Raw genomic sequence first — 24,250 nt, forward strand, 5'->3', positions numbered from 1 at the left:
TTGAAAGATGCCTATGACAAGAATAACACCAATTAAACAAAACAATAAGCTTGTAGGCTTTAAATTAGATGGTCATGCAAGCTTTAGATATTACGGTTATGACATTGTATGCGCTGCAATATCGTGCTTGTCAATTAACACGATTAACTCGTTGGAACAGATAGCGCATAAGGAAGTAGATGTATACCAAGGTAATGGATTTATCGAGTATAGATTACATTGCAAGGCAAGCGTACAGAGCAACATATTACTAGAATCGGCACGGTTAGGATATATAAGTATAGCAGAAGATTATCCTGACTATGTGCAATATGAAAGGATATGATACAATTTGAAAGCTTTGAAACAGATAGCATATAACTTATTCATGTTTGCGCTAACAATTATAGTATTAATATTAATAATGATTCTATTATAGCAAAAATAATTAATGAAAGGCGGTGATTACATGGCGTGTAAGCCAAAAGCCAAAGGAACAAAGAAACCAGGCAAGAAGAAATAGGAAGGCGGTGATCCTTTTTATCTCGTTCAAGGCATACGTTAATGTCTTATTTTTTATGTGAAAGTAGGTGCAATATGCTGAATTGGTTAAGAAAGCTACTATGCGACCATGAGCCATACAGTGGCTTAAGAAGTGAACAGGTAGCAAAGCACAAGAAAAGACACTATTACGAGTGCAAGAAGTGTGGTAAGAGAGTATATGTTGATTAGGAGGTAGTTACTTGAATATACCAGATAAAGTAAAGGTTGGATATAAGGAGTACGAAGTGCAAATGGAAAAACATCTTGATGATGAAACAAATCTATTGTACGGTTGCTGCTATTACGAAGAAGAAACAATCAAATTATGTACTAAATACACAGAGAACCAGCAAAAATGTACTCTTGTGCATGAGCTTGTACATGCTATTGACAATATGAACGATATTGGACTTACAGAAGATCAAGTTGTAAAGCTAGGTAAGGGATTATATCAATTAATCAAAGATAATCCAAATATGTTTGATTAGGTCGTGGAAACACGGCTTTTTATTATGTCCATAAACGTGCGGTGACGTTAAACTCACGGATAAAATGCTGACGAGCAAAAAACGGAAGGGAGACGCACAATGAAATTAATGAATCAAAAACTTAGATTTAACTTACAGATGTTCGCTGATGAAAGCGGTGCAGATGGCGCAGACGATGGTGCAGATAGCACTAACGATGCAGATGGTGACGATAACCAAGACGATAAGTCTAAAGAATCGGGCAAGAAAGGATTCACGCAAGAGGAAGTCGACAAAATGATTGCTGACAGACTGAAACGTGAACGTGCAAAAGAGAAGAGAGCAAAAGAAAAAGCAGAAGCTGATAAGAGCAGGACACCAGAAGATAAGAAAGCGGAAGCTGACAAAGAGCAAGCTGCCAAGGTATCTGCACTTGAAGCAAAACTTCTTTGTTTTGAACATGATGTAGCAAAAGAATCTGTTACAGATGTAGTAGCATTGGCCAAGGCTTATATTGATGAAGATACAGATTTCGAAGCTGCTATTGAGAAAGTGATTAAGAAATATCCTCAATTCGTTAAAGGTGCAAAATCAAGCAATGATGATGAAGAGGAAGAAGGAAACAACAGTAAATCATGGGGCAAGAGACAAAACGGTTCACCTAAGAAACAAGATGGAGTAGAAGCTGCGTTCCTTGCTAAAAACCCAGGACTAAAAATTGATTAATGAAAGGTTAATAAGGTGAAAGAATGAACAGATCAAGAATGATTATGAACTTACAAACATTTGCACATGAGCATCAAGAAAGATGGTCAAAGCTTGTACTAGCAAAATTAAGAAATGAATTACTTCTTAAAGATGGGGTTGTGTTCAACAATGATTACGAAGGGTCTCCAGCCGCAGGCGCTGTAAAAATTCCAGTACGTGATGGAGAAGTAGCTGTATCTGATTACGATAAAGCAAATGGAATCTCTGGAACACATGGTTCTACAGCTTACGAAACAATGACAATTGACAAGGACAAAGCGGTTAATGAAATCATTGACGGATACGATGCGAAGGCTGTCCCAGATGCATTAGTAGCTGACAGATTGGATTCTGCTACATACTCATTAGCAGCACAAGTTGATACAGACGGTTCTACTTGTCTATTAGCAGCTGCAACCGTTGATAATGAATCAAGTCTTACTTCGGACAACATCTATGACAAGATTGTAGACTTAAGAGAACGTATGTCAAAAGCTAAGATTCCAAACGATGGGAAGAGATACTTATTATGCACGCCAAGTACATATTCTTTAATCTTAAAGGACAAAGATCACTTTGTTCATGCAACTGATTTGGGAGATAAAGTTGTTGCTACTGGTGCTGTAGGTAAGATTGCAGGATTCTTAGTATTTGAATGGAACGATGAAACAGCTAATCTTGCTATGTTGGCAGGGCACCCACGTTTTGCTACTCGTGCTATGGAGTTTGCTGTACCTATTAAAGTACAAGATTTAAGTGGATCTGGTAAGTATATTGGTGCTTCTGCTGTACAAGGACGTAATGTATATGCTCATAAAGTATTACGTTCGGTTGCCATACGTGCTGTGTATGCACCTGGTTCAGTTACTATCTCACTTGCTCAAGGTGCTACAAGCGGTACTACTATCGCAACAGTAACAGGAAGCACAGGAACACTTAAATATACTGTTAATCCAACATCAAGAGCAACTTACAACCAAACAGCTACTTCATATGGTGGAACAGCATTGACTTCTGGAACAACAGAGATTGCCGTATCAGCAGGTGATGTTATTGAGGTTGTAGATCTAGTATCATCTAAAGTTGCAAAAGTTGGTTATATCACTGTAGAATCTGCGAAGATTAAATAATAAGGAGCGTGATGTGTCATGGTAACAGCACTAACAGATAGCACGTTCTACGATGGCACATACAAGGACGCAATGGGGGAATGTACAATTCCCTCTACTGCGTTCGATAAATGGTCCATCAAGGCAAGCAATATTGTTAGAGCGTACACATTCAACAATATTGACGAAACAACAACGATTTCTGAATTGGTGCAGATGTGTGTATGCGAAGTTGCTGAGCACCTTTACTCATGCTATCAACGTGACAATGGAAGTGATTCCAGTATAGCAAGTGAAAAAGATGGTTCGTGGTCGGTATCGTACAAGGATAGAAAAACAGTAGAGCAAGAGGACAATGCGAAGTCATATAATATTGTTCGTACATGGCTTGCATACACTGGTTTATTGTTTTGTGGGGTGTAGCCTATGAAGAATACAGTTAAGGTTACGATATTCCATCAAGGAGCAGATAGTAAATATACAAAGGCGGTATATGATCACTGCTTTTGGGACGAGGACCAAGCACAGGCAATCAAGAAGTCTGGACTATCAAGTGTAGATTCGTTATATGTTTCTATCCCATACACGACCGTACAGAGCCTTGATATTACAAAGGGTAAGGATTATATCATTAAAGGTGAAACAGACATTATATATGACAATACGTCGCAATCAACGCAATCTGCTAGTCTTAAGGATTTAAAAGCAAGTCACAACGTGTTTACTCTTAATTCAATATCTCTTAAGAACCATGGTAGCCGTAAGTTATGGCACTGGGAACTTAGTGGAAAGTAGGGTGATAACATGCAATTTAACGCACACCTAGACATGAAGCCTACTGCTGAAATGGTAAAATCCCACGGACTTGGAAAATATGGAGAGATACAGAAATTTGTTGATAGCGAGTGCTTACGAGTAATGTCAAATTACACTCCAATGCTAACAGGAGCCATGGAGAAATCTGCTACAGCTGGAACAGTAATAGGAAGTGGTGTAATTGAGTATATAAGCCCTTCTGCACGATTCCAGTACTATGGCAATGTCATGATTGACCCTAATACTGGTAGCACATGGGCACCAAAAGGCGGTAAGAAGGTAGTTACGGATAGAAAACTTGTACACAACAAATCTCGTCACCCACAGGCAGGTCCTTTATGGTTCGAAAGAGCCATGAAAGACCATAAAGAAGAAATACTTAAGGGTGCACAAGAAATTGCAAGTAGGGGGTAGATATGAACGTCATAGAGGTAATGAAACAAATACTTACTGATTACCCTAACATATCTGATTTTATCAATGGAGAAGTACACATTGACTTAAGTGAGGAAGCAGATCATGATTACGGATTATCCTCTACCAACGATAACTTGGTAAAGAAAGATATTTTAGGTAATCAAACAAGGGAAAACAATATGGTACTGTATGCAACGAATCAATCAGTAAATGATTATGATCGGTTGCAGAACAGTACTTTTTTATTGGACTTAGGTTATTACTTAGATGATATCAAAGGTCATCAAGTAACGGCAACTATAAACGATAAGCAATACACTGGTGAAATCACGAAGTTTTCTATTGGAAATGGAATGCCATGGACCAAGTCCGAAGATGGCCAGTATATCACATATCAATTACAGATTAAGGTTACATATACCTTGGAAAGAGAGGAATAAGCATGAAAAAGAAAAAGCTTATGAAAATGCAATTACAAACATTTGCCGATACAATGGCTACAGGTGCAAAGTTCGAAAGACAATGGCTTTTGCACTACATCGATAGTTCGTTCGGTGGCGAAACTGCATCTTATGTAAGACTAGGAACAGATCTAGAAGAGTACAACATCGAAATGAATGCAGATATTGAAACGAAAAAGAATATCCTTGGAGAAACATCGAATACCGTAAAAGGATATGAGCCAAGTTCAGAAGTCGAAACATATTACGCTCGTAAAGGTGATGCGCTGTATACGCAACTTGCAACTATCGTAAATAACAGAAGCACAGGATCAGCACTTGAAACAAAGGTTGTTGATATTCTTGTGGAATCGGACGGTACACAAGTTTGGGCATACCAAGAAGATGCAATTATTATTCCTAAATCAATCGGTGGTGATGGTGGTGGAGTTAATATCCCATTCGAGATCAAGTATAACGGTAATCGTAAAGCAGGAACATGGAACAACTCAACAAAAACATTCACAGAGACAGTAGTAGGAGAATAATATTGTAGGGCACTCGAAAGGGTGTCCTTTTCTTTAGGGAGGAATAAACATGGCAAGATTGCAGATTAATACTGGTGTTAAGTCGTATGAGATTGAAGATGAAAACGGAAAACTTCTTGGAACTATCTATATTTACCCAAATGATTTCAACTTTGGCAAGAGAGCAGAAGATGCAAGAAAGAACATTGTTACACTTGTAGAAAAAGCCGAGGAAATTGCAAACGATGAAACAAAAGATGCAGCCAATGAAATCTTTGAACTTGATCGTAAGATTAAAGCTGAATTAGATACAATGTTTAACTCTAATGTATCAGAAACCGTGTTTAATGGGCTTAATTGCCTTAATTTGAACAATGGCGAGTATTTCATCATTAGATTTCTGAATTTGATTGTACCTGTAATCACAAAAGAAATGGAAAAGTCAGCAAAAGAATCAAATAACCGCATCGACAAGTACGCTTCACAGGCATCTAAACGATGATAGGTAGATTACCAAAAACACTTGTTGTAGGTGGGACAGAATTTGAAATCAGAACTGATTATCGGGACTGTCTACTAATTTTACAAGTGTTTGATGATCCTGATATGAGCATAGATGAAATGTACGAATCTATGTTACGTATCTTGTATTATGATCGTAATCTTATCAAGGAAGAGTATACGCAAGAAGCGGTTGAAAAGGCAATTTGGTTTCTGAATTGTGGTGACAGGATAGAAGATAGTAAAAAGACATCTAGCAGGCTGTACGATTGGGAACAAGACGAACAAATGATATTCAGTGCAATAAATAAAGTAGCATGTAAGGAAGTCCGAGAGTGTGAATATGTACATTTTTGGACTTTTATTTCGTACTTTTATGAGATTGGAGAAGGACTCTTCTCTACAGTAATGAATATCAGATCTAAGAAGAATAAGCATAAGAAACTCGAAAAGCATGAACAGGAGTATTGGAACGAGAACCGTTCTTTATGCGAGCTGAAAAAGAAATATACGCATGAGCAGAAAGTAGAGATAGACCTTATTAACTCACTATATACGTAAGGAGGTGAGAACATAGATGGCAGATGGAACACTTAAGTTTGATACTAAAGTAGATAATACTGGGTTCGTTGAAGGTGTACAGAAAATGTCAAGTAAGCAAGTCAAGCTACAGAATGACATTAAAAAGACACAAGCTGAAATGAGCAAGTTAGAAAAGTCTATGAAGGACATGCAGAATACAAAGGTTCCAACACAAGAATACCAGGATATTCAGAAACAAATTGAGCAGGCAGAATCACAGCTTAACAAGTACCTTGCTACAGAAGAACGTCTTAAGGCTATTGGTGGAATCAATACAAAGTCAAAATCATGGAAAGTATTACAATACAACATAAATGAAGCTAGGGCAACATTAAATGCTGCAAAGGCAGATATGGCAGACCTTAGTGCAAGTGGTGGCGATTTTACCATTGGCGGAGATACAACAAAACTAGATGCCATGCAGTCTAAGTATAGGGTCCTATCAGATCAATTAGAACTGTATAAAATAAAACTTCAAGAAACAAATAGTGCAGAATCAATGAAGAGTGCTAAGAATGTTAAAAGTGCAATAAACAGCAAGCAATCTGTTGATCTTGATAAAACAAGCAGTTCTTCAAACAGACTTAATGCTATATTTAACAAACTAAAGATTACTTGTGGAGCTACAGCTAATGGATTAAAGAAAGTCGGTAATGTTGCAAATGTAGTAAGTCGTTCTTTTGGAACAATAGTTCGTAGTGTAGGCAAAGCAACTTCGGCTGTTGTACGTGGTGGAAAGAGAATGCTACAGGCAATGAACCCATTGAACGGTATTAAGAATATGTTTAGTGGAATGCTTGGAAGAATGATGATCATGTCATTAGGATTTATGGCATTTACTAAAGCACTGCAGGGAATTGGTGCAGGAATGTCGGCAGTAATACGAACAAGTCCTCAATTGAGCGCGAATTTGGCTCAAATCAAGGGCAATTTGTACACTGCCTTCCAACCAATCCTAGAAGCTTGTTTGCCTGCCTTAAATGCCTTATTCAGCGTTTTAGTAAAAGTAACAGCAGCATTAGCACAATTCCTAAGCATGTTGTTTGGAAAGAGCGTAAAAGCAAGCCAAGCAGCCGCAAAATCACAATATGATCAAGCGAAAGCTCTTGACGCTACAGCAGGAAGTGCAAAAAAAGCAAAGAAAGAGTTGAAAGGTCTTGCAGACTTTGATGAACTACATAATACGAATAGTACAGACAATTCTTCTGGCGGCGGTGGAGGTGGTGCAGACGGTTCTGGTGTTACTCCTGACTTCACTACCCCTATTGATGAAAGTGGTGGTGTTTCAGACTTTGTAAAAGCATTAAAAGAAGCATGGAAAGCATCTGACTTTACCGAAATAGGAGTTATCATAGGAGAAAAGTTGAACAGCGCGCTAGAATCCATTCCATGGGACGGAATACAAGCCAATTGTAATAAGATTGCGCAGTGCATTGCAACGTTTATCAATGGATTCATGAGTGTCAAGAAACTATGGACCAATATTGGTAAAACCATAGGTGAAGGCATAAACACAGCGTTAGGATTTGCTAATACGCTAGTAAATACTCTTGATTGGGATAGCCTTGGAAATAGTCTAGGGTTAGCATTTGGCGCGTTATTTGATACCGTAGACTGGGATATGCTTGCTAACACTGTATACGTAGGACTAAATGGTGTATTTACTGCAATCCGTAGCTTTTTAGAAACCGTAGATTTTGGCACTATAGGGACCAACATAGGTTCATCTATACAAAGCATTTTTAACGGTATAGATTGGGCAAATATCGGTATTACTTTAGGAACAGGAATCAATAGCATTACTTCACTTTTCAATAATATGTGTACACAAATAGATTTCATTGGCATAGGTAGCAACTTTGCGATAAGCCTTAACAATATGATTACTTCAATCAATTGGAATGCACTTGGTAAAACTATATCAAATGGATTCAATCTTGTTATCCAAAGCTTATATGGATTCGTTACGACATTTGACTGGTCATCATTTGGCACAAGCGTAGGAGAATGTATTAATACCGCATTAACTAACACAGATTGGGTTGCGTTAGCTGCAGGAGCAAGCGCACTTGTAACAGGACTAATCGATGCAATAGATGGATTTATACGGTCAATTGATTGGGGCTCTATAGGAACTACAATCGGTGAAATGATTAAAACCATAGACTGGATTGGAATTGCAACAAAATTATTAAATTTGCTTATTAGTGCAGTAAAAGCATTGGCTAATTTGCTTATTGGACTAGGAAGCAGTTTAGGCGGTTGGATATGGAACGGAATCAAAACTGGATTAGCTTCTATAGGGGCATGGTTCGGCAAAATATTTAGTGGGGCATGGACAAGCGTAAAAAATGCTTTTACAGGTGTAGGAACATTCTTCGGCGGTGTTAGAGACGGAATAAAGAAAGCATTTAGCGGTATATCTAATTGGTTTAAGACTACATTTAGTACAGCATGGGAGAACGTAAAGAAGGTGTTCAGCTCTGGTGGTAAAGTATTTACTGGAATCAAAGACGGTATACTAAACGGATTAAAGGCTGTAATAAACGCACTAATCGGCGGTATTAACAAAGTAATTGCAGTACCTTTCAATGGAATCAATGCAGCACTTAAGAAAATCCATGATATTAACATACTAGGCGCAAAACCATTCAGCTTCATAGGACAGATTTCAGTGCCTAAGATTCCCGCATTGGCAACTGGTACGGTTGTACCTGCTAACTACGGTAATTTCCTTGCAACCTTAGGTGATAACAAGAAGGCTCCCGAAGTTGTATCTCCTATTCCTACTATGAAACAAGCTTTTAAAGAAGCGCTTACTGAGATGGGCGGAAGTAGTAACGGATCTCCAGTTCAGGTACAAGTTATTATAGGTAAAAAAACGATAATGAATGAAGTTATATCAGCTAATAGCGAAAACTATAAAGCTGGTAAGGTTTCATTTCAACTAGCTTAGAAAGGGGATAGTATGGGAACATTTCAAGGATATCTAGTTAAGAATAACACAAACAATACTATCCTCGATAACTCGATTCTAGCAGAGGAAGGTTACAAGAGTAATCCAGATCAGCAGACGGACGAGGATAGTTACACAGATGGAGACGGCAAACTCCACAGAAATATATTAAGTCATTTACGGTCCAAGATATGGATTAAGACACTAGAGCTTAGTGAAACTAATAAAACTCATATACAGACTGTATTTCCAAGTCGTACAACAGTAAATATTACATACTGGAATGACGAACGTAACGACTATGTATCAGGGGATTTTTATATCCCAGATATTGATTGGGTAATAAAGAACATCAAAGTAGGAGGAACAACAAGTAATCCTACTTACACAAGAACGTATTCAGCAATCGACCTAACGCTGATTGAATACTAGAAAGGGGAGATAATTTGCTTGATATATCCACAGAGTTAAAGAACTTATATAAGACCGATTATCTTCCTTATCGGTCAGCGCCGATACAGAAAAACTTAACATTTACTTTTACGGATCACGAGTTAGTAATAACAAATACGCAAGTTGTAGCAAATAGCTTTAGTTTATCAGAATCACTTAATTCTAGTGAAGATTTGGTATTTGGTTCGTGCGAATCAGCTTGTTTAAAGGTAAAATTTGCAGATGTAACACAAGATTTGAAAGATAGGACATTTACACTTACTCAAACTGTAAATAATACAGTAATTAAGTTAGGGACGTTCACAGTAGATAGTGCAGTCAAAGAAGATGAAAGACGATTTGTCACAATAACAGCTTACGACAACATGCGTAAGTTTGATAAAGATGTTATTGAATGGTATAACGGATTAACTCTTCCAATGGCACTAAAAGCGTTCAGGCAGTCTCTTTGTACGTATTGTGGTGTTGAATATGAAGATAGTGACTTACCAAACGACACAATGAATGTTGAACGAACCATAAGTGCAAATACTCTTAATGGTTTAGAAGTGTTAAGATGTTGCGAAGCTATCAATGGAGCATTTGGACACATCAATCGTGATGGGAAATTGGCTCATATCGTGCTTAAACAATCAACGGTAGATGAAACGATACCTAGTAGCACTTTTAAAGGCGATAGGCTGAAATACGAGAAGTACAGTACTACTCCAATCGACAAATTGCAAATACTACAAGAAGATGGAGACATCGGAGCAATCGTTGGCGCAGGAACTAACTGTTATCAGATACAAGACAATATGCTTGTGTATGGCAAGAGTGCATCATCACTACAAACTATTGCTGATAATGTATCTTCTAACATAATTGGTGTAACATATGTACCTTTCACTTGTGAATTACTAGGCTTGCCTTATATAGAGGTTGGTGACAGAGTAACTCTTAACAATACAGTTACTTCTTATATACTCACAAGGGAAATGAGTGGTATTCAATCGTTATCAGATTCTTTTGAATCACAAGGAAATAAAGAGATTACACAAGTCACATCGGTTAATACAGAGGTAAGACAGTTAAAAAGCAAGACAAACGTACTTACACGTACGGTTGAAAGCATGAATAGCAAGGTATCAGAAGTATATGAGAACACACATGTTTTATTACCTGGTAATTGGTATCCTGATAATACAATATTACCTTGCGAAAACCTTATTACAAATCTGCGTAAAGAACTTTATACAGAGATTAACCAAACAGCTACAAGCTTAACAACAGAGGTTAATAACGTATCTGAACAGTTAAATAGTAAGATTGAGCAGACAGCTACAAGCATCAATGCTACTGTTTCTAATCTAGCAGCCAATACCTCTGCGCAATTTCAAATAACTAGTGATGAGATAAGTAGTAAGGTTGAGAAAGACGGTATTATATCAGCTATTAATCAAAGTGCAGAGAGTGTAACTATCAATGCTAATAAGATTAACCTACAAGGGTATGTAACATACACTGGGTTATCAGATGGAACTACTACAATTGACGGTGGGTGTATTAAGACTGGAACTATATTAGCAGATCGAGTAAGAGGTGGTACATTATCTGGAGTTGATGTTGTAGGAAATACTATTTCAGCCGAAGAATTTAAATCAGGATTAGGTTCGTTTTATTCTTTTTTAAACAGTGGTGGTTTAGTAGTTAATGGTGGCGGATACGGAAGCGTTGACATAGGATATAACTATATTACCGTAAACGGTTCTGGTGTTAGTACAGAAGGACATTCGCATTATTCAACTTCAATAAATACTTCGCTTACTTCTTATGGTAATATTAGTTTCAATGGTGAGAATGGTGCTAGTGTAACTTATGTACAGAATAATTTCCAACGTATATCAAGTTCAGATGCAAGGCTTAAATACAATATACAATCACTAGATGATACTTTGGAATTGTTTTACAAAGATTTAAAATCAAAATCGTATAGATTTAAAGATAGACAAGTTGACAATAACATTCATTATGGATTATTAGCTCAAGAGATATTAACACTCATAGATAAATACAAGTTACCTAATGACATAAATTTAGTAGAAGAATATGAATGTAGAGATTACATGGACGAGGGAATGTATATTAATAATGGTAAAGCATATCGCGTTAATTACGAAGAGTTACATGCTTTGCACATATACATGATACAGAAACTTTATAAAAGAGTAGAAGAATTGGAGGAAAAGCATGCAAATAGGAATTAATTTAGCAACAGCAAGGTTTAAAAATGAGGTAATTAAGTTAGTTAACGAAAGCGGACTTCCTCCAACTATCGCATCGGTTGTACTTGGAGAAGTCAAAGGAACGGTAGATATACAAGCTGATAAAGTAATTGCAGCCGAAGAAAAGAAGTACAACGAGGACTTAGCAAAGGAGAGTGAGAAAGATGGCGAAGAGATATGCAAGGCTTAACTGGAATAGTACAAGTACTTACGTAAGTCCTGATAACCTTAACAAAATGGACAAAGGTATTGATGATTGCGATAATGCAATTGAAACGCTAAACACACAGGTTAATACGCTAAATAATAATTTGATGAATGAATCCACTAAGGATTTTGTAGTATCTGATTTCAGTTTATCGTCAATAATTCAACTAGATAATTGTTATGCTCAACGTAAAGGTAAACACATAAATCTAAGACTAACATTTTATAATAATGCAATTATCCCATATAATACTAGCATTATAACCTTACCTCAGCTATATCGCCCTGCTAAACCAGTGAAAACGTTTTTCGCATCGAACAACAGTGTTATAAACTATGCAACCGTTGGAACTGATGGCACGGTTAAATGTGATGGCGACATAGCAATTAATGTATGGTCATTCATCTACATAAGTTATTAATTAGCTATTTACTCGAATACTCTCCATGTTCCGAACGTCTTTGTACTTATTTGCATCATATTATATGCGAATCTGGAGTATCCTAGCTGCCCACAAAATAATGATGCAAAATCACCACTTACAATAGCGAAAACATTGTATGCATCGCCTGCTTGATTTTGAGTTGGGAAATGAGCTTTATTATTTTCGTTTAAAGTTATTGTATACACTCCACTACTAGTAATCCAATCTAACCAATCTAGTTGTTGTGGAACAAATACATTGTTTAAATTATTATTTAGAGAACATAACGAATAGAAAGGAGTGATATTTTGATAGAAAAAATCACATTTGGCACCACGAATGTTACACCAAAGAGAATCTTAGAAAACTCTGAATCTCTTACGATTACTTTTGAATCAAGCTTAACTTATGAGCAGATTAAAACACTATTATCAAACAAGGATAATACAAGAGTAATTACATACACAAGAGATTCGGAAGGACAGACACCTTATACACACAACTACAACGGTTATACGGTCCTACAACCGACGATTGGAGTAGGTGAAGGCGAATATACAGTTACGCTTAATCAGCCTAACTTACAGCAGAAATACGATGAACTAAAGGAAGAGAACGAACAACTAAAGGCATATAAGGTTGCATTAGAAGAAAGAATTACAATAGCAGAAGGCTGTATTCTTGAATTAAGTGAGGTTATATATGCAACAGAAACTACAACGGAAGGTGGTGAATAGTATGGTAGCATTATTATGGGCAAACAAGATTATTGCACTAGAAAAGACTTTTAGTGATGTTCCTGCAGGGTTAAAAAAGCAAGTTGCTAAAGAATTGAAACTAGCAGGCTGTGAAGAACTAATCACAGAAGAAAAATACAAATAAAAATAATAAAGGCGGTTACTGTAAAAGGTAATCGTCTTTTTAGTTGCATTGAGCAACGGAAAGGAATTTATGCCAGAGAATAATTTTGAGAGAGAAGTATTAGATAGACTTACGAAAATAGAAGTCAAGCTAGATTCCTACGACAAGATAAAGGATCAAGTTTATGAGAACCAGAGAACAATCATAAAGTTGTATGAGAAGTCTGAGCAACAACAAAAGGATATAAATGATTTGGTCGAACGCAACAAATGGCTTGCTAGAGCTATAGCAGGCGCAGTAATAACAGCAGGAATAGGTATCGTTGTATGCTTTATTAAAATTGGAATAGGGGTGTAATTATGATAAAAGAGAAAGTAGCAAAACTAATTAATGTAAAATCGCTCGTTACAATAACGCTTACTGCAGCATTTACATATCTAAGCGTTACTGGAACAGTAAGTGCATCACAATTTGTCGAGATTTTCTTAATGGTAATTGGATTCTACTTCGGAACGCAAAGCAAGAAAGAAGGTGCCACAGATGAAAACAAGCAATAAAGGAATCAAGCTTATAACCTCGTTTGAGGGATATAGAAACAAGGCTTACAAGTGCCCCGCAGGAGTTTGGACAATCGGTTATGGAACTACAGTATATCCGAGCGGTAAGAAAGTAAAAAGCGGAGATACATGTACAAAGAAGCAAGCAATCGCATACTTAAAACATGATCTAGAGAAATTCGAGAAGATTGTTGCTAAGAAGGTTAACGTAAAGAAGTTGAATCAGAACCAATTTGATGCGCTTGTGTCGTTTGCTTACAACACAGGTACAGTCGGAGTTACGATGTGCGCTTGTATCAAGGTTAAAAACTATAAAGGTTGTGCAAAGTCTATGTTATCGTGGAACAAGACTACTGTAAACGGGAAGAAAGTTGTGCTAGCAGGACTTACTAGAAGAAGAAAAGCAGAATCGGATCTATTCTTATCATAATAAAAAACAACCCTCGTTAATCGGGGGTTGTAACAAAAATTATTTCATACCTATCATAATTATCAACAGGAATTTCTTTATCTTCTATCATCTTTACATTCTCCTCTGTAACAAAACTATTACAGAATTCTAATTTACCAACTACATTATCATCTTTATCGTAAAAAATAGCAATTGGTTGAAATTCTTCGAACGAGAAATTTGGTGTATAAGTCAATTTCATTACCCCGTCTTTTATTTCAACCTTATAACTTTTTACTTTGTCTATGACTTTTACTTTAACATAATACTTTTTCCCGTCACTTTTTGCAATAATTCTTGTTTCACCAATTTTGACGGCTTTTATTAGCCCCTTTTTTGAAACCTTCGCTACTTTTTTATCCTCTGAACTCCATTTAATTTTTTTGCATACCCTATAGCTATCCATTTGAAATGTATCTCCAGGATATAAAACAACTTCCGTTGCATTTAGTAGCACTTCATAAGCTTGTCCGACTTTAGGGATAACTAAAGAGATTACGATTATTATAGTCAACAATAAACTTAACCTTTTCTTCATGAAACCACCCTCCATGTAATATAATGTATATATTATACTATTATATCCCAAATATAGCAAGCTGATACATACTAAAAATAAAGAGAACCGTATGCGTGCCTACGATTCTCTCTCTTCTATTTCTGACTATTTAATTTTACAATATATAACAATTTTTGTCAACTTGATTATTATGATCATTTGACTTTCAATTTGACTTCTTTTTGACTTCCACAGACTATAAAAAGTGATATAATATACATCAAAGTGTGTGCTAGCAAAAGTGAAGAAAACTCAATAAAATAAGGGCTTTAGTGCATGTTTGCGATAAAAGTAAAAAACAACTGTGATTCTTGAAGGGGGAACCGTATCATAAGTAGGGGCGTACCTTTTGAAATAATCTAAATAAGAATATTACATGATTTATAGAAAAGTATTTAACTTTATATAGACAATGTAATATTTTTTAATAGACTAGTTTAGTGGCAAAGTGAAGATTAATAAATAGAGCATAGGGATAAAAACCTTGTAGAGAATATAAAGGTGCGCTTGGACCACATTGTTTAGAATGTGATTAGCTAAGTTGGACACCAGCTGAAAATGAATTTGTATATGTGAATGAAACTAGCACAGTTGAGAGTATGGATGTAATTGAGTTTGGAGATGAGATAGAGGCGGATGACTTTAACTCTGACAAATATATTGAGTTATGGCGTAAAATATATAAAAAAATTTATGAGACATATGAGAAATTCATGGAGTATAGAAATGCTGGAATAGATGAACTAAAGAAATGAGTTGCTTGCATTGTTTGGTTAGCACGATCAACCTGATCCAGATACAGGTGAAACAGATATATTGAGATTTTCTATTATTTGTGATATGCAAAGATGCATGGGTGTACGGTTTTGACAGGGATATTTTGATGCACTATATAGTTCATAGATTTGTATAGTACATTTAAATATCCTATTGAATATAATTGATTTTATGAGAAGTAAGTTGAATTTGGATATTATGGATAAAGATTTATGTAAATCATTCTTGTATAGTTGCAATCTATTCTGATTCAATTGAAAGAAGAAATATTTTAGATATACTTGTCAGTAGGAGGTGATTACTTGAAAATTAAATTAAGGCTCAGCAATGCCAGAAAGGACCAATTAGCTGAAGACTTGTCGAATAGGGGCATAGAAATAACTGAGAATTCAGACTTGATTTTGACGGAGGATGGTTATTACGGAGGTGAATTATACTGCAAGGAGGGTACAGATACAGTAATAGTTGCTCATCCTGATATTCTATATATTGAGTCTTTGGGAAAGGATGTATATGTTCATACAATAAATAAAAGCTTTACCACTACCACAAGGATTTATGTGTTAGAGAAGAATCTCCCAAATGAACAGTTTGTGAGAATTAGTAATTCTGTAATAATAAGAAAAAATGCGATACAGAGGATACGTCCTGGGTTTAGTCAGAAGTTTTATTTAACATTAAAAAATGGAGATACTGTAGATGTTACCCGTACATATTATTATAGGTTTAAAGAGTATTACGGTATTTAGAAGGAGAAAGATTATGTTTTCAATTTTGGGTGTGATTGTAATGGTTACTTTTATAGTAGCTATTGCAGTATTTGGTTATTATTTGATTTATGTCAACAATATAAATAAAAAAATACAACGTGGACAAGTAAGTAATAAAAAATTGATAGATATGCCTAAAATAATTATGATTGCGATAATAGTACTGTTATTATTTTACTCAATCATTCTGTCTGTAGAACTAAGCCACAGTAATAAAGATGTAGCAATTGTAAATCACAATAACTTTGCGGTTATAGATTTATCAGATTATACATTTTTTGAACATTCAGGTTTAAGAGAGAATGATGATGCAAGTTTTGCAAAAGTTTATTCAAAAGAAGTTAATAAAGGATATGATAAATCTGTAGTCAGAGATGGTGATTTTGTTTTTACGATATTTGTAAGAAATACTGATCAAGATGATTTCCATCCAGATTATCTTTGTTATGTTGATTATGTTGGTGAAGTTAAAGACGAATTGTTAAGGTATAATAATTGTGAGTATATAGATGGTGTAAGTGGTAAAGAGACAGGAGGTAGATCTGGTGGCGGAGGAGCTGTACAGACAAAGTTGTTATATATTGGAAATTTGAACGAAGGATCATCTTTTAGAATAACAGAATGTATACTTGATGCAGCAGGGGAACGGGAGTTTGCCCAAGCAGAAGAGGAGGCATATAAGGCTGATAAAGGTGAGTTCCCTTCATTCGCAGAATATGCGCTATCAAGTGGAAGTACAACGATCACGATAGAATAATCTGTGTAGATGTATTTATTATAGACAAAATGAGCATAAGACGAAGTCCAGCATAGCTTAATTTGTAATATTATTACTAAACTAAACTCCGCTATAGTTGGAATGCTAGTAAAATAAAATGAATTTTAATCAGGACAGTGAATCTGGCACATAGAGGGTAATATCTTTCTATCTGTTTTTCATATTAACGGTACGCCCATGATACTGATACGGAGAACCGTATCATAAGTAGAGGGGAGTTTTACAGTTATCGGAAGTTATTAGTGATATAACTGAATAAGATTTTAGAAAATAGGCCAATATATCTACAATGTTGAGATATATTGGTTCTTTTTTTGAAATTTATATGAGCCAATACAAAAGCAATACAAAAGTATAGATATAGCATTTGATACGGCTATATGCTTTACTGGTATATATACTTGGTAAGAATCTGTAGAAATATTTACATAAATAGTATAAAATTATTGATATGATGAATTAAGGCGACTAAGTAATTCATTTAGAATTGGTATTATAATACTCAATGCTGAAGATATTGATGAAAGTGAAATACTCTTCCCAGCAAAAGAGAAGGAATTTATAATTATGACTACTGAAGCAGATGAAATTGAATAAACTACGATAAGGAGCATTTATAGATATGAGAATATTAGTTTTTGGATCAAGTGGTTATGCTGGACAGAAAATAAAGAGTAGGCTTGCTCAGGAATACAAGTATGTTTTTGGTACATATCATAATTCTGTGTCGGAATTTGAATTAGAAGACGCCACAATGTATTCATTTGACTTGCGTTCGCTTGGTTCGCTTACCAATCTTTTATTGGAAACAAAACCAACTGTAATTATTTATTGTCTCAGGGGTGATTTTGCACAACAGCTTAGTGCAGTTCGTGTAATGGCACAATATATACAAGAGAAAGAAACTGGGAAAATGGTATTTCTTTCTACATCGAATGTTTTTGATGGTGCACTTAGTGCCCCTCATTACGAGGATGAACCTCCGAAAGCAGATACTGATTATGGTAAGTTTAAAATAGAATGTGAAAATATTTTACAAACTACTATTATGAACAAGAGCGTAATTTTGCGTATTCCTCAGATTTATGGTAAAAACTGTCCACGCCTTAACAGACTAAAGGAAGCAAGTTCCAACGGTGAAACATTGAATACAATTAAGAATCTATTTGTTAACTATACGACTGATGAATACATTGCTGATTGGATTCTATATATATTAAAAAATAATCTGACAGGTGTTTTCCACATAGGATCAGAGGATATCATTGATTACTATGCTTTTCAAGTTATGTTGCTTAATGCTTTGAAGATTCCAGCTCCTTTGTTTTCAATCGAGGAGGAAAAAGAGGCATCATACCAAGCGGTTCTTCCACATAGGAATGATATTCCTGATTGGCTAAAGTTCAAAGTTGTTGATGTGATTCATCAAATGATGCCATTGTAATTAGCTTAATGACCGAAGGGGGGAGAATTGAAAATGTTATGTAGTTATAAATATGTTAATGGTAATTAAATGTTTCAAAGTTTTCTGGTAGGAAGTCACATTGATCATCAGGTACACCAAGTGTCTTAGCATATCTGATCATCTCATCCCATTTATCCTTATCGACAGCCTGCGAAGTATCTAGCATTTGATAGTGGATTGGATAAAGACCGACCGTTGACATTCTAAAGATCCTGTTTCTAAAAAGTATAATAGCATCTTTATCCGTATGTATGGTTATGTACCATTCTTTATGAAGTTTTGTACTCATATTACTTTGAAGGCTTAAAATTGTAGATTCAAGTTGTTCTTCTGGTATTGCAATCGAATATATCTTAAGCAATCCTAAAAAACGTTTCCGAATGGTTAGTATAGTAAATTGCTTGAGAAAAGAGTCTTTCTTAAGGCTTAAATTAATTACTTCTGCTATATAATTCATGATATATCTCCTTTTTGTACAGAACATTTGTTCCTATTACATTGTAATTTTATACCTTATTACATGAAATTACAATACTTAATGATAACTCTTTTGCAACTTACTTTTATTAATTGTAACTTACCGTCTAAATTCCTGCGTTCATTTTATCGGGTAAAAAGGTAATTATTGATTAATTAATTTACATATGCTAGACTCTAATAGTATTATTATGAGATATGCAATCAATAAAATTATATAGATAGATTGGGAAAGGAGGATTTGTTATGCATAAAATAGAAAAAATTAATCGAAGGAGGGCATTGCCTTTCTAGAATAGGAGTACTCAATGAGAGATGAAAATAAAAAAGAAATTATAGGAAAGAAAGTAATTCTTCGTGAGCAGAGAAAAGAAGATGCAAAATATTTTGCATATTGGTTTAATCAGCCGGATGTAATGTTTAAATGTGGATTTACAGATTTGACAGATGAGGCACAAGAGATTGCAAGTATTGAGAGAAAGACAGAAGATTCTGATTGGTATACAATTACAGATCTAAAAGGTAATATAGTAGGAGAAACAGGTCTTCTTCGTATGTGGCCAGTATGGCATTGTACAGACATCTCTATTATGCTGCCAGATCCCAAAAACCAAGGGCAGGGTTATGGGACAGAGGCAATTCAAATGATGTTTGAACTTGCATTTGACAAATATGAGATGAATCGGATTGCCATCGGTGTGGTGGCAAAGAATACATATGCATTGGAGTTTTATGAAAAAGTAGGTTTTAGGAAAGAGGGGATCCAGGAGCAGGGATACTACTATGATAATGAATACAGTGATTTTATTATGATGAGATTATTAAAGCAAGAGTGGATGGCACAAAGAAAATAAAGTACCAATAACCATTTGGCTTAAGAGTTGGACTAAAAAACAGAATTAGGAGAGTTTATCCTAATTCTGTTTTTGGTTTAAGATATATTATCGAGCAATTTACAAAAGTATTTATTAAAGAATAGTCCGTATATAGCTCCTATAGTATTATTAAATACTCTATAGAAGATAGCTGCTGGAAACCCTAGAATTGTTGCTGCAATAGATATAGCCCCGAAGGTATTAAACATTGATTGAAATCCATAAGTTGCTGAAAGGCCTACACAGATTCCGCCAATAATTCCAATATTATTATAAACAACATCAGGACAGTATTTATAAATAAGAAAAACTAGTAAGGCACCAAAAATATTACCTATAATTCTTGCTTTTACTTTTTCTTTTTGACCTGTTGGGAATGGAGTAATTATAGACATAACAGCAATACCTATCCACATAGGTCTTGGTAGATGAATTAATCTTGCAATAAACAAAATAGAAGATATGGCAATAGTAAGAGATATCTGCCATTTTGTTCTATCAGATTTAAGATTGAATTCTTCAATAAAATTTGAGAGATTTAATTCATATGTTTTTTTTCTATGGTTTCTATAATATATTACTATAGTGATTAGAGCACCTACAGCAAGTCCTTCTATTCTTTTGATATATGAATATCCAGATACATCATAACCATATAGTAATAAATAACTTAAAATTAATGTAGAGTGATTAAACATCTTTACATTATGGCACCCGATAAACAATAATATAAAAATACATATAATATTAACTAATAATTCAACAAAAATGTTACCAGCATTACATAAGCGTGGTCCTAAAGCTAAAATAAAAAATATAGCTATTAAATAAGCAATTGCGTGTGAGGTCTTTACTGATAAATCCACATTTCTAAATACTAAAACAAAAAGTAGCACAACAACCCCAACAATACTATTTGGATTACCCCAAATTTTACTATAAGCAATTACAAAAGTCATACAAAATACCATGGTAATAAAAATCTTAAATAGATAAATAACAATATGCCTTAATTTTTCTTTATTGTTTTGTGCATTTCTAATAAGTTCTTTGGAACCAGCTTGGTTTAATTTTAATTCTTGATAAAATGTCATATATTAAAGCCGCCTTTTTATAAGTCATATATTTTTTTATAGCAAAGAAGTATTATACTATTGAAAAAATAAAATGTCAAAAAACTAGAATAAATGAAAAACATTGAGCCTATTTAATTAAGTTTAAATATTACTTGTGATACGATGAACCGTATTATATGATTGCTTTATTGCTATAGATGGGTAATAATAGAGTAAATAGATACTATTATGAAATAAATATATAAAGCTACAGAAGAGCAGTCTAAGTAGCACGAAAAGGATGAAGAAAATGATAAGGAGAAACAAAGAATACAGCGTTGCAGTTATGCTAATATGTCCTAAAATATCAAAATTATGTTAGAAAATAATGATAGGATATACAGAAGGGAGAATAATTATCATCTATACTGATATTGTTGAGAAAACTAAAAAATTAATAAAAGATGAGCTTGAACAAATCAATTGTGAGAGGGTCGCAGAATATAATAATTACTCCATGAAGCAGATGAATCGCATTTTTTTGTCCCAGACCGATATGAGTCTGGGCGAGTATATTAATGATAAAAGGCTTGCACAGGCAGTAATGGATTTGAGGTATACCAATTTGCCTATACTGCAGATTGCACAGAAAAATGGATATAGTACACAGGAGAGCTTTACTAGAGCGGTAAAGAAAACTTTCCATGTTACCCCATACCAATTTCGTAAGGATCATGTATGGAGTGAGGATGACATGGAAGAAAAACTGGCAGAAGTGATAGAAGAAACATCCCATGAAGCTGCAAGGCAGGATAGAGTGGAACTTCCAGAACCTCATGTTCGTTTTGTACATAAACAAAAAAGTCTTTGGTACTATATCGCAATGAATAAGACTGATTTGTTCCCTCATAACTTCTATGTACAATGTCAAAAAGATCATCTTTATGAAAGACTACATTACATAAGTAATGAGAATCCAATTGGAGGAGCTTATTTAACACACATCTATAAGAACATAAAGTTTGCTGCCTTAACATTAGGATTTGAGACGGATGATGCGGAGAGTTATAAAACAAACAAGGAACTTGAAGTCTGCATTATGCCTGAATCAGACTATTTAGTTGTGAATGTACCTCCATATAGACATTATGAATTAGGTGCTCATGTACTTGCTGCATGGAATGTTTTTTCGGAATTTGATTATAGTAGATATCATTTAAAAAGAGATCTTGATCATGCCCCGATTTATGAATGGGACTCAAAAGTAGATGGATATACCTTATATTTCCCTGTAACGAAATGAATTGGAGGGCCAATAAAATGAAATTCGATCTTATATTAGCTTATCGGAATCTAAGTAGCTATATAGCAGAAGGCACAGGTGAGGATGCCTGGAATAAGACTATGATAGATCCTTTTTGGGGAATGCTCACGCAAGGAGCACCATTCCCGATGGATCATATGAAACCACTCTGCAATATGGAACGTGAAATAGCAGAAAAACAATTAGAACTACTAGAAGGTATGGATTGGGGAACATACTCTAACATTTTTGAAGAGATTTGTTCTAGACTACCGAAAGAAGACGAGGATACAATGCATATTGCAATCTATCCGTCAACAAATACAATGCCAGAAGGAATCTATGGTACCGGAGTGTGGGGAAATATTATACTAAATATAAATCCTATGATTGAGAGTGCAACCAGATGGATCCCGTATGTATTTGCTCATGAGTTTCATCATGCTGTATGGGGAGATTATTGGTACTGCAAACAAGGTGGAGCAGGATTAACGGATTCATTCCTAGAAAGATTGATTATTGAGGGAGAAGCTGACGCTTTTGCCAGAAGCCTGAATCCGGCTTTTATTCCGTCTTGGCATAAAGGAGTCAGACATGAAGAAGAACAGGAAGTATGGATTAAATTTCAAAAAATTTTGAACGAAACATTAAACCCAGATGAGATTTCGAAGTATATGTTTGGATGTAGAGAGCTTGGCATACCTGAAAACGCAGGATATTATTATGCAATACAAATCATTGATTCCTATCTAAAGGACAGAGATGGTATGACATTCTTACAATTGCTGAAAATATCTCCAGATACAATTTATAAGGAAGCACAGTTTAGGCTTGGTGATACAAATTAGTTTGTTAGAATTATTCGGGTTAAACTGATTTACATAATAGGATAACTCTCCTTTTGTATGATACGGTGAACCATACAATAAGTAGGGGGGATTTACTGAAATAGGGCGAGATAGGAATATAATAACTTAATATGAATAAGCCAATTTATCTGTAATTGTGAGGAACATATGGTTATGTAGGGAGATGATAGTATGAGGATGCTTAATAAATCGAAGTACAATCGAATTAGACAGCTTCTAACGGTCAATAATAAGTACCTTCCATTACTGGAAGACTTTATTTTGCAAAAAAAAGAAGCTGATATATTTGTAGATAATGAAAATGAGCCGAGAGCGGCTTTGGTCATATCGAAAACAAACTGGACATATCTTATAGGGGAAGCCAGGGAAGAGATCTTGAAAGAAGCTTTAGAATTGTTACAGAAAGAAAAGAAAGAATTCTACTATTGGTTTGGTATGAGCAGTGAACAGCTAAACAAGTTTTCAAGAGAAATAGAAGCATTTGAGTTAGGTGATTTTCCAAGATACATGTTTCAATTTCAAAAGAATAAGTTTTTGAATTTACCCAAGAGGATAACTAAGTATCAGCTTGTAGAGATTAATCAAGCAAATATAGAAGAAGCAATGAGATTTGATAGTTCTATCGAAGCTTTTTATGGGACAAAAGAAGCATTTTTAGAGAAAGGTTTTGGGTTCGTTTTATATAATGGGCAGAAAATGATTGGACAAGTGATCAGCGCGGGAATCAGTACAGAAGGAGATGTTGAAATAGATATATCCACAGAAAGTGAATATAGGGGAATGGGCTTAGGATTCAATATGGGGGTAGCATTTATTGAACGCTGCTTAGAAAAAAAACTGGTACCTAAATGGGATTGTATGGTCTCCAATGAGGCTTCCAAAAGATTGGCGTTACGTCTTGGTTTTGATGTTATGAAAGAATACCCCGTGACTTATTTGGTGACAAAGAAAGAATTTTAATATACTAGATATCGTAAATCTCTCCATTTACACCATACGGAGAAACGTATCACAAATAAC

32 protein-coding genes are annotated in these 24,250 nt (G+C 35.0%); 29 read left to right on the top strand and 3 right to left on the bottom strand.

Annotation, left to right across the window (positions count from 1 at the left end):
- Positions 1-13: 13 nt before the first annotated feature.
- The 21 genes from HBB17_RS13170 (at position 14) to HBB17_RS13270 (ending at position 14,281) form a co-directional block, all read left to right on the top strand.
- Positions 14-325: a ribosomal-processing cysteine protease Prp gene (locus HBB17_RS13170; RefSeq protein ID WP_167957957.1), complete on the top strand. Its 312-nt coding sequence runs from the start codon at positions 14-16 to the stop codon at positions 323-325.
- A 397-nt stretch (positions 326-722) separates the two neighbouring features.
- Positions 723-1,010 (top strand): hypothetical protein, encoded by a 288-nt coding sequence (locus HBB17_RS13175; RefSeq protein WP_167957958.1) that lies wholly within the window; start codon positions 723-725, stop codon positions 1,008-1,010.
- A 99-nt stretch (positions 1,011-1,109) separates the two neighbouring features.
- Entirely contained in the window at positions 1,110-1,715 is a 606-nt protein-coding gene (locus HBB17_RS13180) for a hypothetical protein (protein ID WP_167957959.1), read from the top strand.
- Positions 1,716-1,759: 44 nt separating this feature from the next.
- Positions 1,760-2,866, top strand: coding sequence for a hypothetical protein (locus HBB17_RS13185; protein ID WP_167957960.1), 1,107 nt, complete (start codon positions 1,760-1,762; stop codon positions 2,864-2,866).
- Positions 2,867-2,884: 18 nt separating this feature from the next.
- On the top strand, positions 2,885-3,268 hold the full coding sequence (locus HBB17_RS13190) for a head-tail connector protein (protein WP_167957961.1): 384 nt from the start codon (positions 2,885-2,887) through the stop codon (positions 3,266-3,268).
- 3 nt (positions 3,269-3,271) lie between these two features.
- Positions 3,272-3,640, top strand: coding sequence for a DUF6751 family protein (locus HBB17_RS13195; protein ID WP_167957962.1), 369 nt, complete (start codon positions 3,272-3,274; stop codon positions 3,638-3,640).
- A gap of 9 nt (positions 3,641-3,649) precedes the next feature.
- Positions 3,650-4,075, top strand: a complete 426-nt coding sequence (locus HBB17_RS13200) for a minor capsid protein (RefSeq protein WP_167957963.1) — start codon at positions 3,650-3,652, stop codon at positions 4,073-4,075.
- Between the two features lie 2 nt (positions 4,076-4,077).
- Positions 4,078-4,518 carry a hypothetical protein gene (locus tag HBB17_RS13205; protein WP_167957964.1) on the top strand — a complete coding sequence of 147 codons (441 nt, stop codon included), beginning with the start codon at positions 4,078-4,080 and terminating at the stop codon, positions 4,516-4,518.
- A gap of 2 nt (positions 4,519-4,520) precedes the next feature.
- Entirely contained in the window at positions 4,521-5,066 is a 546-nt protein-coding gene (locus tag HBB17_RS13210) for a hypothetical protein (protein WP_167957965.1), read from the top strand.
- Positions 5,067-5,115: 49 nt separating this feature from the next.
- Positions 5,116-5,547 (top strand): hypothetical protein, encoded by a 432-nt coding sequence (locus tag HBB17_RS13215; RefSeq protein ID WP_167957966.1) that lies wholly within the window; start codon positions 5,116-5,118, stop codon positions 5,545-5,547.
- Positions 5,544-6,107: a Gp15 family bacteriophage protein gene (locus tag HBB17_RS13220; RefSeq protein WP_167957967.1), complete on the top strand. Its 564-nt coding sequence runs from the start codon at positions 5,544-5,546 to the stop codon at positions 6,105-6,107. The genes HBB17_RS13215 and HBB17_RS13220 overlap by 4 nt, the downstream gene beginning before the upstream one ends.
- A gap of 16 nt (positions 6,108-6,123) precedes the next feature.
- Positions 6,124-9,084 carry a hypothetical protein gene (locus tag HBB17_RS13225; RefSeq protein ID WP_167957968.1) on the top strand — a complete coding sequence of 987 codons (2,961 nt, stop codon included), beginning with the start codon at positions 6,124-6,126 and terminating at the stop codon, positions 9,082-9,084.
- Between the two features lie 12 nt (positions 9,085-9,096).
- Positions 9,097-9,516 carry a DUF6711 family protein gene (locus tag HBB17_RS13230; RefSeq protein WP_167957969.1) on the top strand — a complete coding sequence of 140 codons (420 nt, stop codon included), beginning with the start codon at positions 9,097-9,099 and terminating at the stop codon, positions 9,514-9,516.
- A 14-nt stretch (positions 9,517-9,530) separates the two neighbouring features.
- Complete coding sequence (locus HBB17_RS13235; RefSeq protein ID WP_167957970.1) at positions 9,531-11,783, top strand: tail fiber domain-containing protein; 2,253 nt, start codon at positions 9,531-9,533, stop codon at positions 11,781-11,783.
- Positions 11,767-11,991 (top strand): hypothetical protein, encoded by a 225-nt coding sequence (locus HBB17_RS13240; RefSeq protein ID WP_167957971.1) that lies wholly within the window; start codon positions 11,767-11,769, stop codon positions 11,989-11,991. Before HBB17_RS13235 ends, HBB17_RS13240 begins: the two co-directional genes overlap by 17 nt.
- Positions 11,966-12,430: a hypothetical protein gene (locus HBB17_RS13245; RefSeq protein ID WP_167957972.1), complete on the top strand. Its 465-nt coding sequence runs from the start codon at positions 11,966-11,968 to the stop codon at positions 12,428-12,430. The genes HBB17_RS13240 and HBB17_RS13245 overlap by 26 nt, the downstream gene beginning before the upstream one ends.
- Before the next feature lie 311 nt (positions 12,431-12,741).
- The gene (locus HBB17_RS13250) at positions 12,742-13,170 is read left to right on the top strand and encodes a hypothetical protein (protein ID WP_167957973.1); all 429 of its coding nucleotides are present in this window, start codon (positions 12,742-12,744) and stop codon (positions 13,168-13,170) included.
- A 1-nt stretch (position 13,171) separates the two neighbouring features.
- Positions 13,172-13,315: a hypothetical protein gene (locus HBB17_RS13255; protein ID WP_167957974.1), complete on the top strand. Its 144-nt coding sequence runs from the start codon at positions 13,172-13,174 to the stop codon at positions 13,313-13,315.
- Between the two features lie 48 nt (positions 13,316-13,363).
- Positions 13,364-13,651: a hemolysin XhlA family protein gene (locus HBB17_RS13260; RefSeq protein WP_167957975.1), complete on the top strand. Its 288-nt coding sequence runs from the start codon at positions 13,364-13,366 to the stop codon at positions 13,649-13,651.
- A gap of 2 nt (positions 13,652-13,653) precedes the next feature.
- Entirely contained in the window at positions 13,654-13,851 is a 198-nt protein-coding gene (locus HBB17_RS13265; protein WP_330588228.1) for a hypothetical protein, read from the top strand.
- Positions 13,835-14,281, top strand: coding sequence for a lysozyme (locus HBB17_RS13270; RefSeq protein WP_167957976.1), 447 nt, complete (start codon positions 13,835-13,837; stop codon positions 14,279-14,281). Before HBB17_RS13265 ends, HBB17_RS13270 begins: the two co-directional genes overlap by 17 nt.
- 16 nt (positions 14,282-14,297) lie before the next feature.
- On the opposite strand, the gene HBB17_RS13275 is transcribed toward HBB17_RS13270, so the two are convergent.
- Positions 14,298-14,840, bottom strand: coding sequence for an Ig-like domain-containing protein (locus HBB17_RS13275; protein ID WP_167957977.1), 543 nt, complete (start codon positions 14,838-14,840; stop codon positions 14,298-14,300).
- A gap of 593 nt (positions 14,841-15,433) precedes the next feature.
- Between HBB17_RS13275 and HBB17_RS13280 the strand changes: the two genes are divergently transcribed.
- The 4 genes from HBB17_RS13280 (at position 15,434) to HBB17_RS13295 (ending at position 18,630) form a co-directional block, all read left to right on the top strand.
- Positions 15,434-15,616, top strand: a complete 183-nt coding sequence (locus tag HBB17_RS13280) for a hypothetical protein (RefSeq protein ID WP_167957978.1) — start codon at positions 15,434-15,436, stop codon at positions 15,614-15,616.
- A 324-nt stretch (positions 15,617-15,940) separates the two neighbouring features.
- The gene (locus tag HBB17_RS13285; RefSeq protein WP_167957979.1) at positions 15,941-16,387 is read left to right on the top strand and encodes a LytR/AlgR family response regulator transcription factor; all 447 of its coding nucleotides are present in this window, start codon (positions 15,941-15,943) and stop codon (positions 16,385-16,387) included.
- A gap of 13 nt (positions 16,388-16,400) precedes the next feature.
- A complete protein-coding gene (locus tag HBB17_RS13290) occupies positions 16,401-17,165 on the top strand; it encodes a hypothetical protein (protein ID WP_167957980.1) in 765 nt (254 codons plus the stop codon).
- 643 nt (positions 17,166-17,808) lie between these two features.
- The gene (locus HBB17_RS13295) at positions 17,809-18,630 is read left to right on the top strand and encodes a sugar nucleotide-binding protein (protein ID WP_167957981.1); all 822 of its coding nucleotides are present in this window, start codon (positions 17,809-17,811) and stop codon (positions 18,628-18,630) included.
- 55 nt (positions 18,631-18,685) lie between these two features.
- Here the strand turns inward: HBB17_RS13295 and HBB17_RS13300 are convergent, their stop codons facing one another.
- A complete protein-coding gene (locus HBB17_RS13300) occupies positions 18,686-19,108 on the bottom strand; it encodes a hypothetical protein (RefSeq protein ID WP_167957982.1) in 423 nt (140 codons plus the stop codon).
- A 328-nt stretch (positions 19,109-19,436) separates the two neighbouring features.
- On the opposite strand from HBB17_RS13300, the gene HBB17_RS13305 reads away from it, so the two are divergent.
- Positions 19,437-19,982: a GNAT family N-acetyltransferase gene (locus tag HBB17_RS13305; protein ID WP_167957983.1), complete on the top strand. Its 546-nt coding sequence runs from the start codon at positions 19,437-19,439 to the stop codon at positions 19,980-19,982.
- 77 nt (positions 19,983-20,059) lie between these two features.
- Here HBB17_RS13305 and HBB17_RS13310 read toward each other — a convergent pair whose 3' ends face one another.
- Complete coding sequence (locus HBB17_RS13310) at positions 20,060-21,097, bottom strand: FUSC family protein (protein ID WP_167957984.1); 1,038 nt, start codon at positions 21,095-21,097, stop codon at positions 20,060-20,062.
- A gap of 349 nt (positions 21,098-21,446) precedes the next feature.
- Here HBB17_RS13310 and HBB17_RS13315 point away from each other — a divergent pair, with 349 nt between their 5' ends.
- The 3 genes from HBB17_RS13315 (at position 21,447) to HBB17_RS13325 (ending at position 24,190) form a co-directional block, all read left to right on the top strand.
- Complete coding sequence (locus tag HBB17_RS13315; protein WP_167957985.1) at positions 21,447-22,361, top strand: helix-turn-helix transcriptional regulator; 915 nt, start codon at positions 21,447-21,449, stop codon at positions 22,359-22,361.
- Between the two features lie 17 nt (positions 22,362-22,378).
- Positions 22,379-23,209, top strand: coding sequence for a DUF2268 domain-containing putative Zn-dependent protease (locus HBB17_RS13320; RefSeq protein ID WP_167957986.1), 831 nt, complete (start codon positions 22,379-22,381; stop codon positions 23,207-23,209).
- 192 nt (positions 23,210-23,401) lie between these two features.
- Positions 23,402-24,190: a GNAT family N-acetyltransferase gene (locus HBB17_RS13325; protein WP_167957987.1), complete on the top strand. Its 789-nt coding sequence runs from the start codon at positions 23,402-23,404 to the stop codon at positions 24,188-24,190.
- Positions 24,191-24,250 lie beyond the last annotated feature (60 nt).

The sequence above is a fragment of the Anaerosporobacter faecicola genome (assembly GCF_012070565.1).
Lineage (GTDB): Bacteria > Bacillota > Clostridia > Lachnospirales > Lachnospiraceae > Anaerosporobacter > Anaerosporobacter faecicola.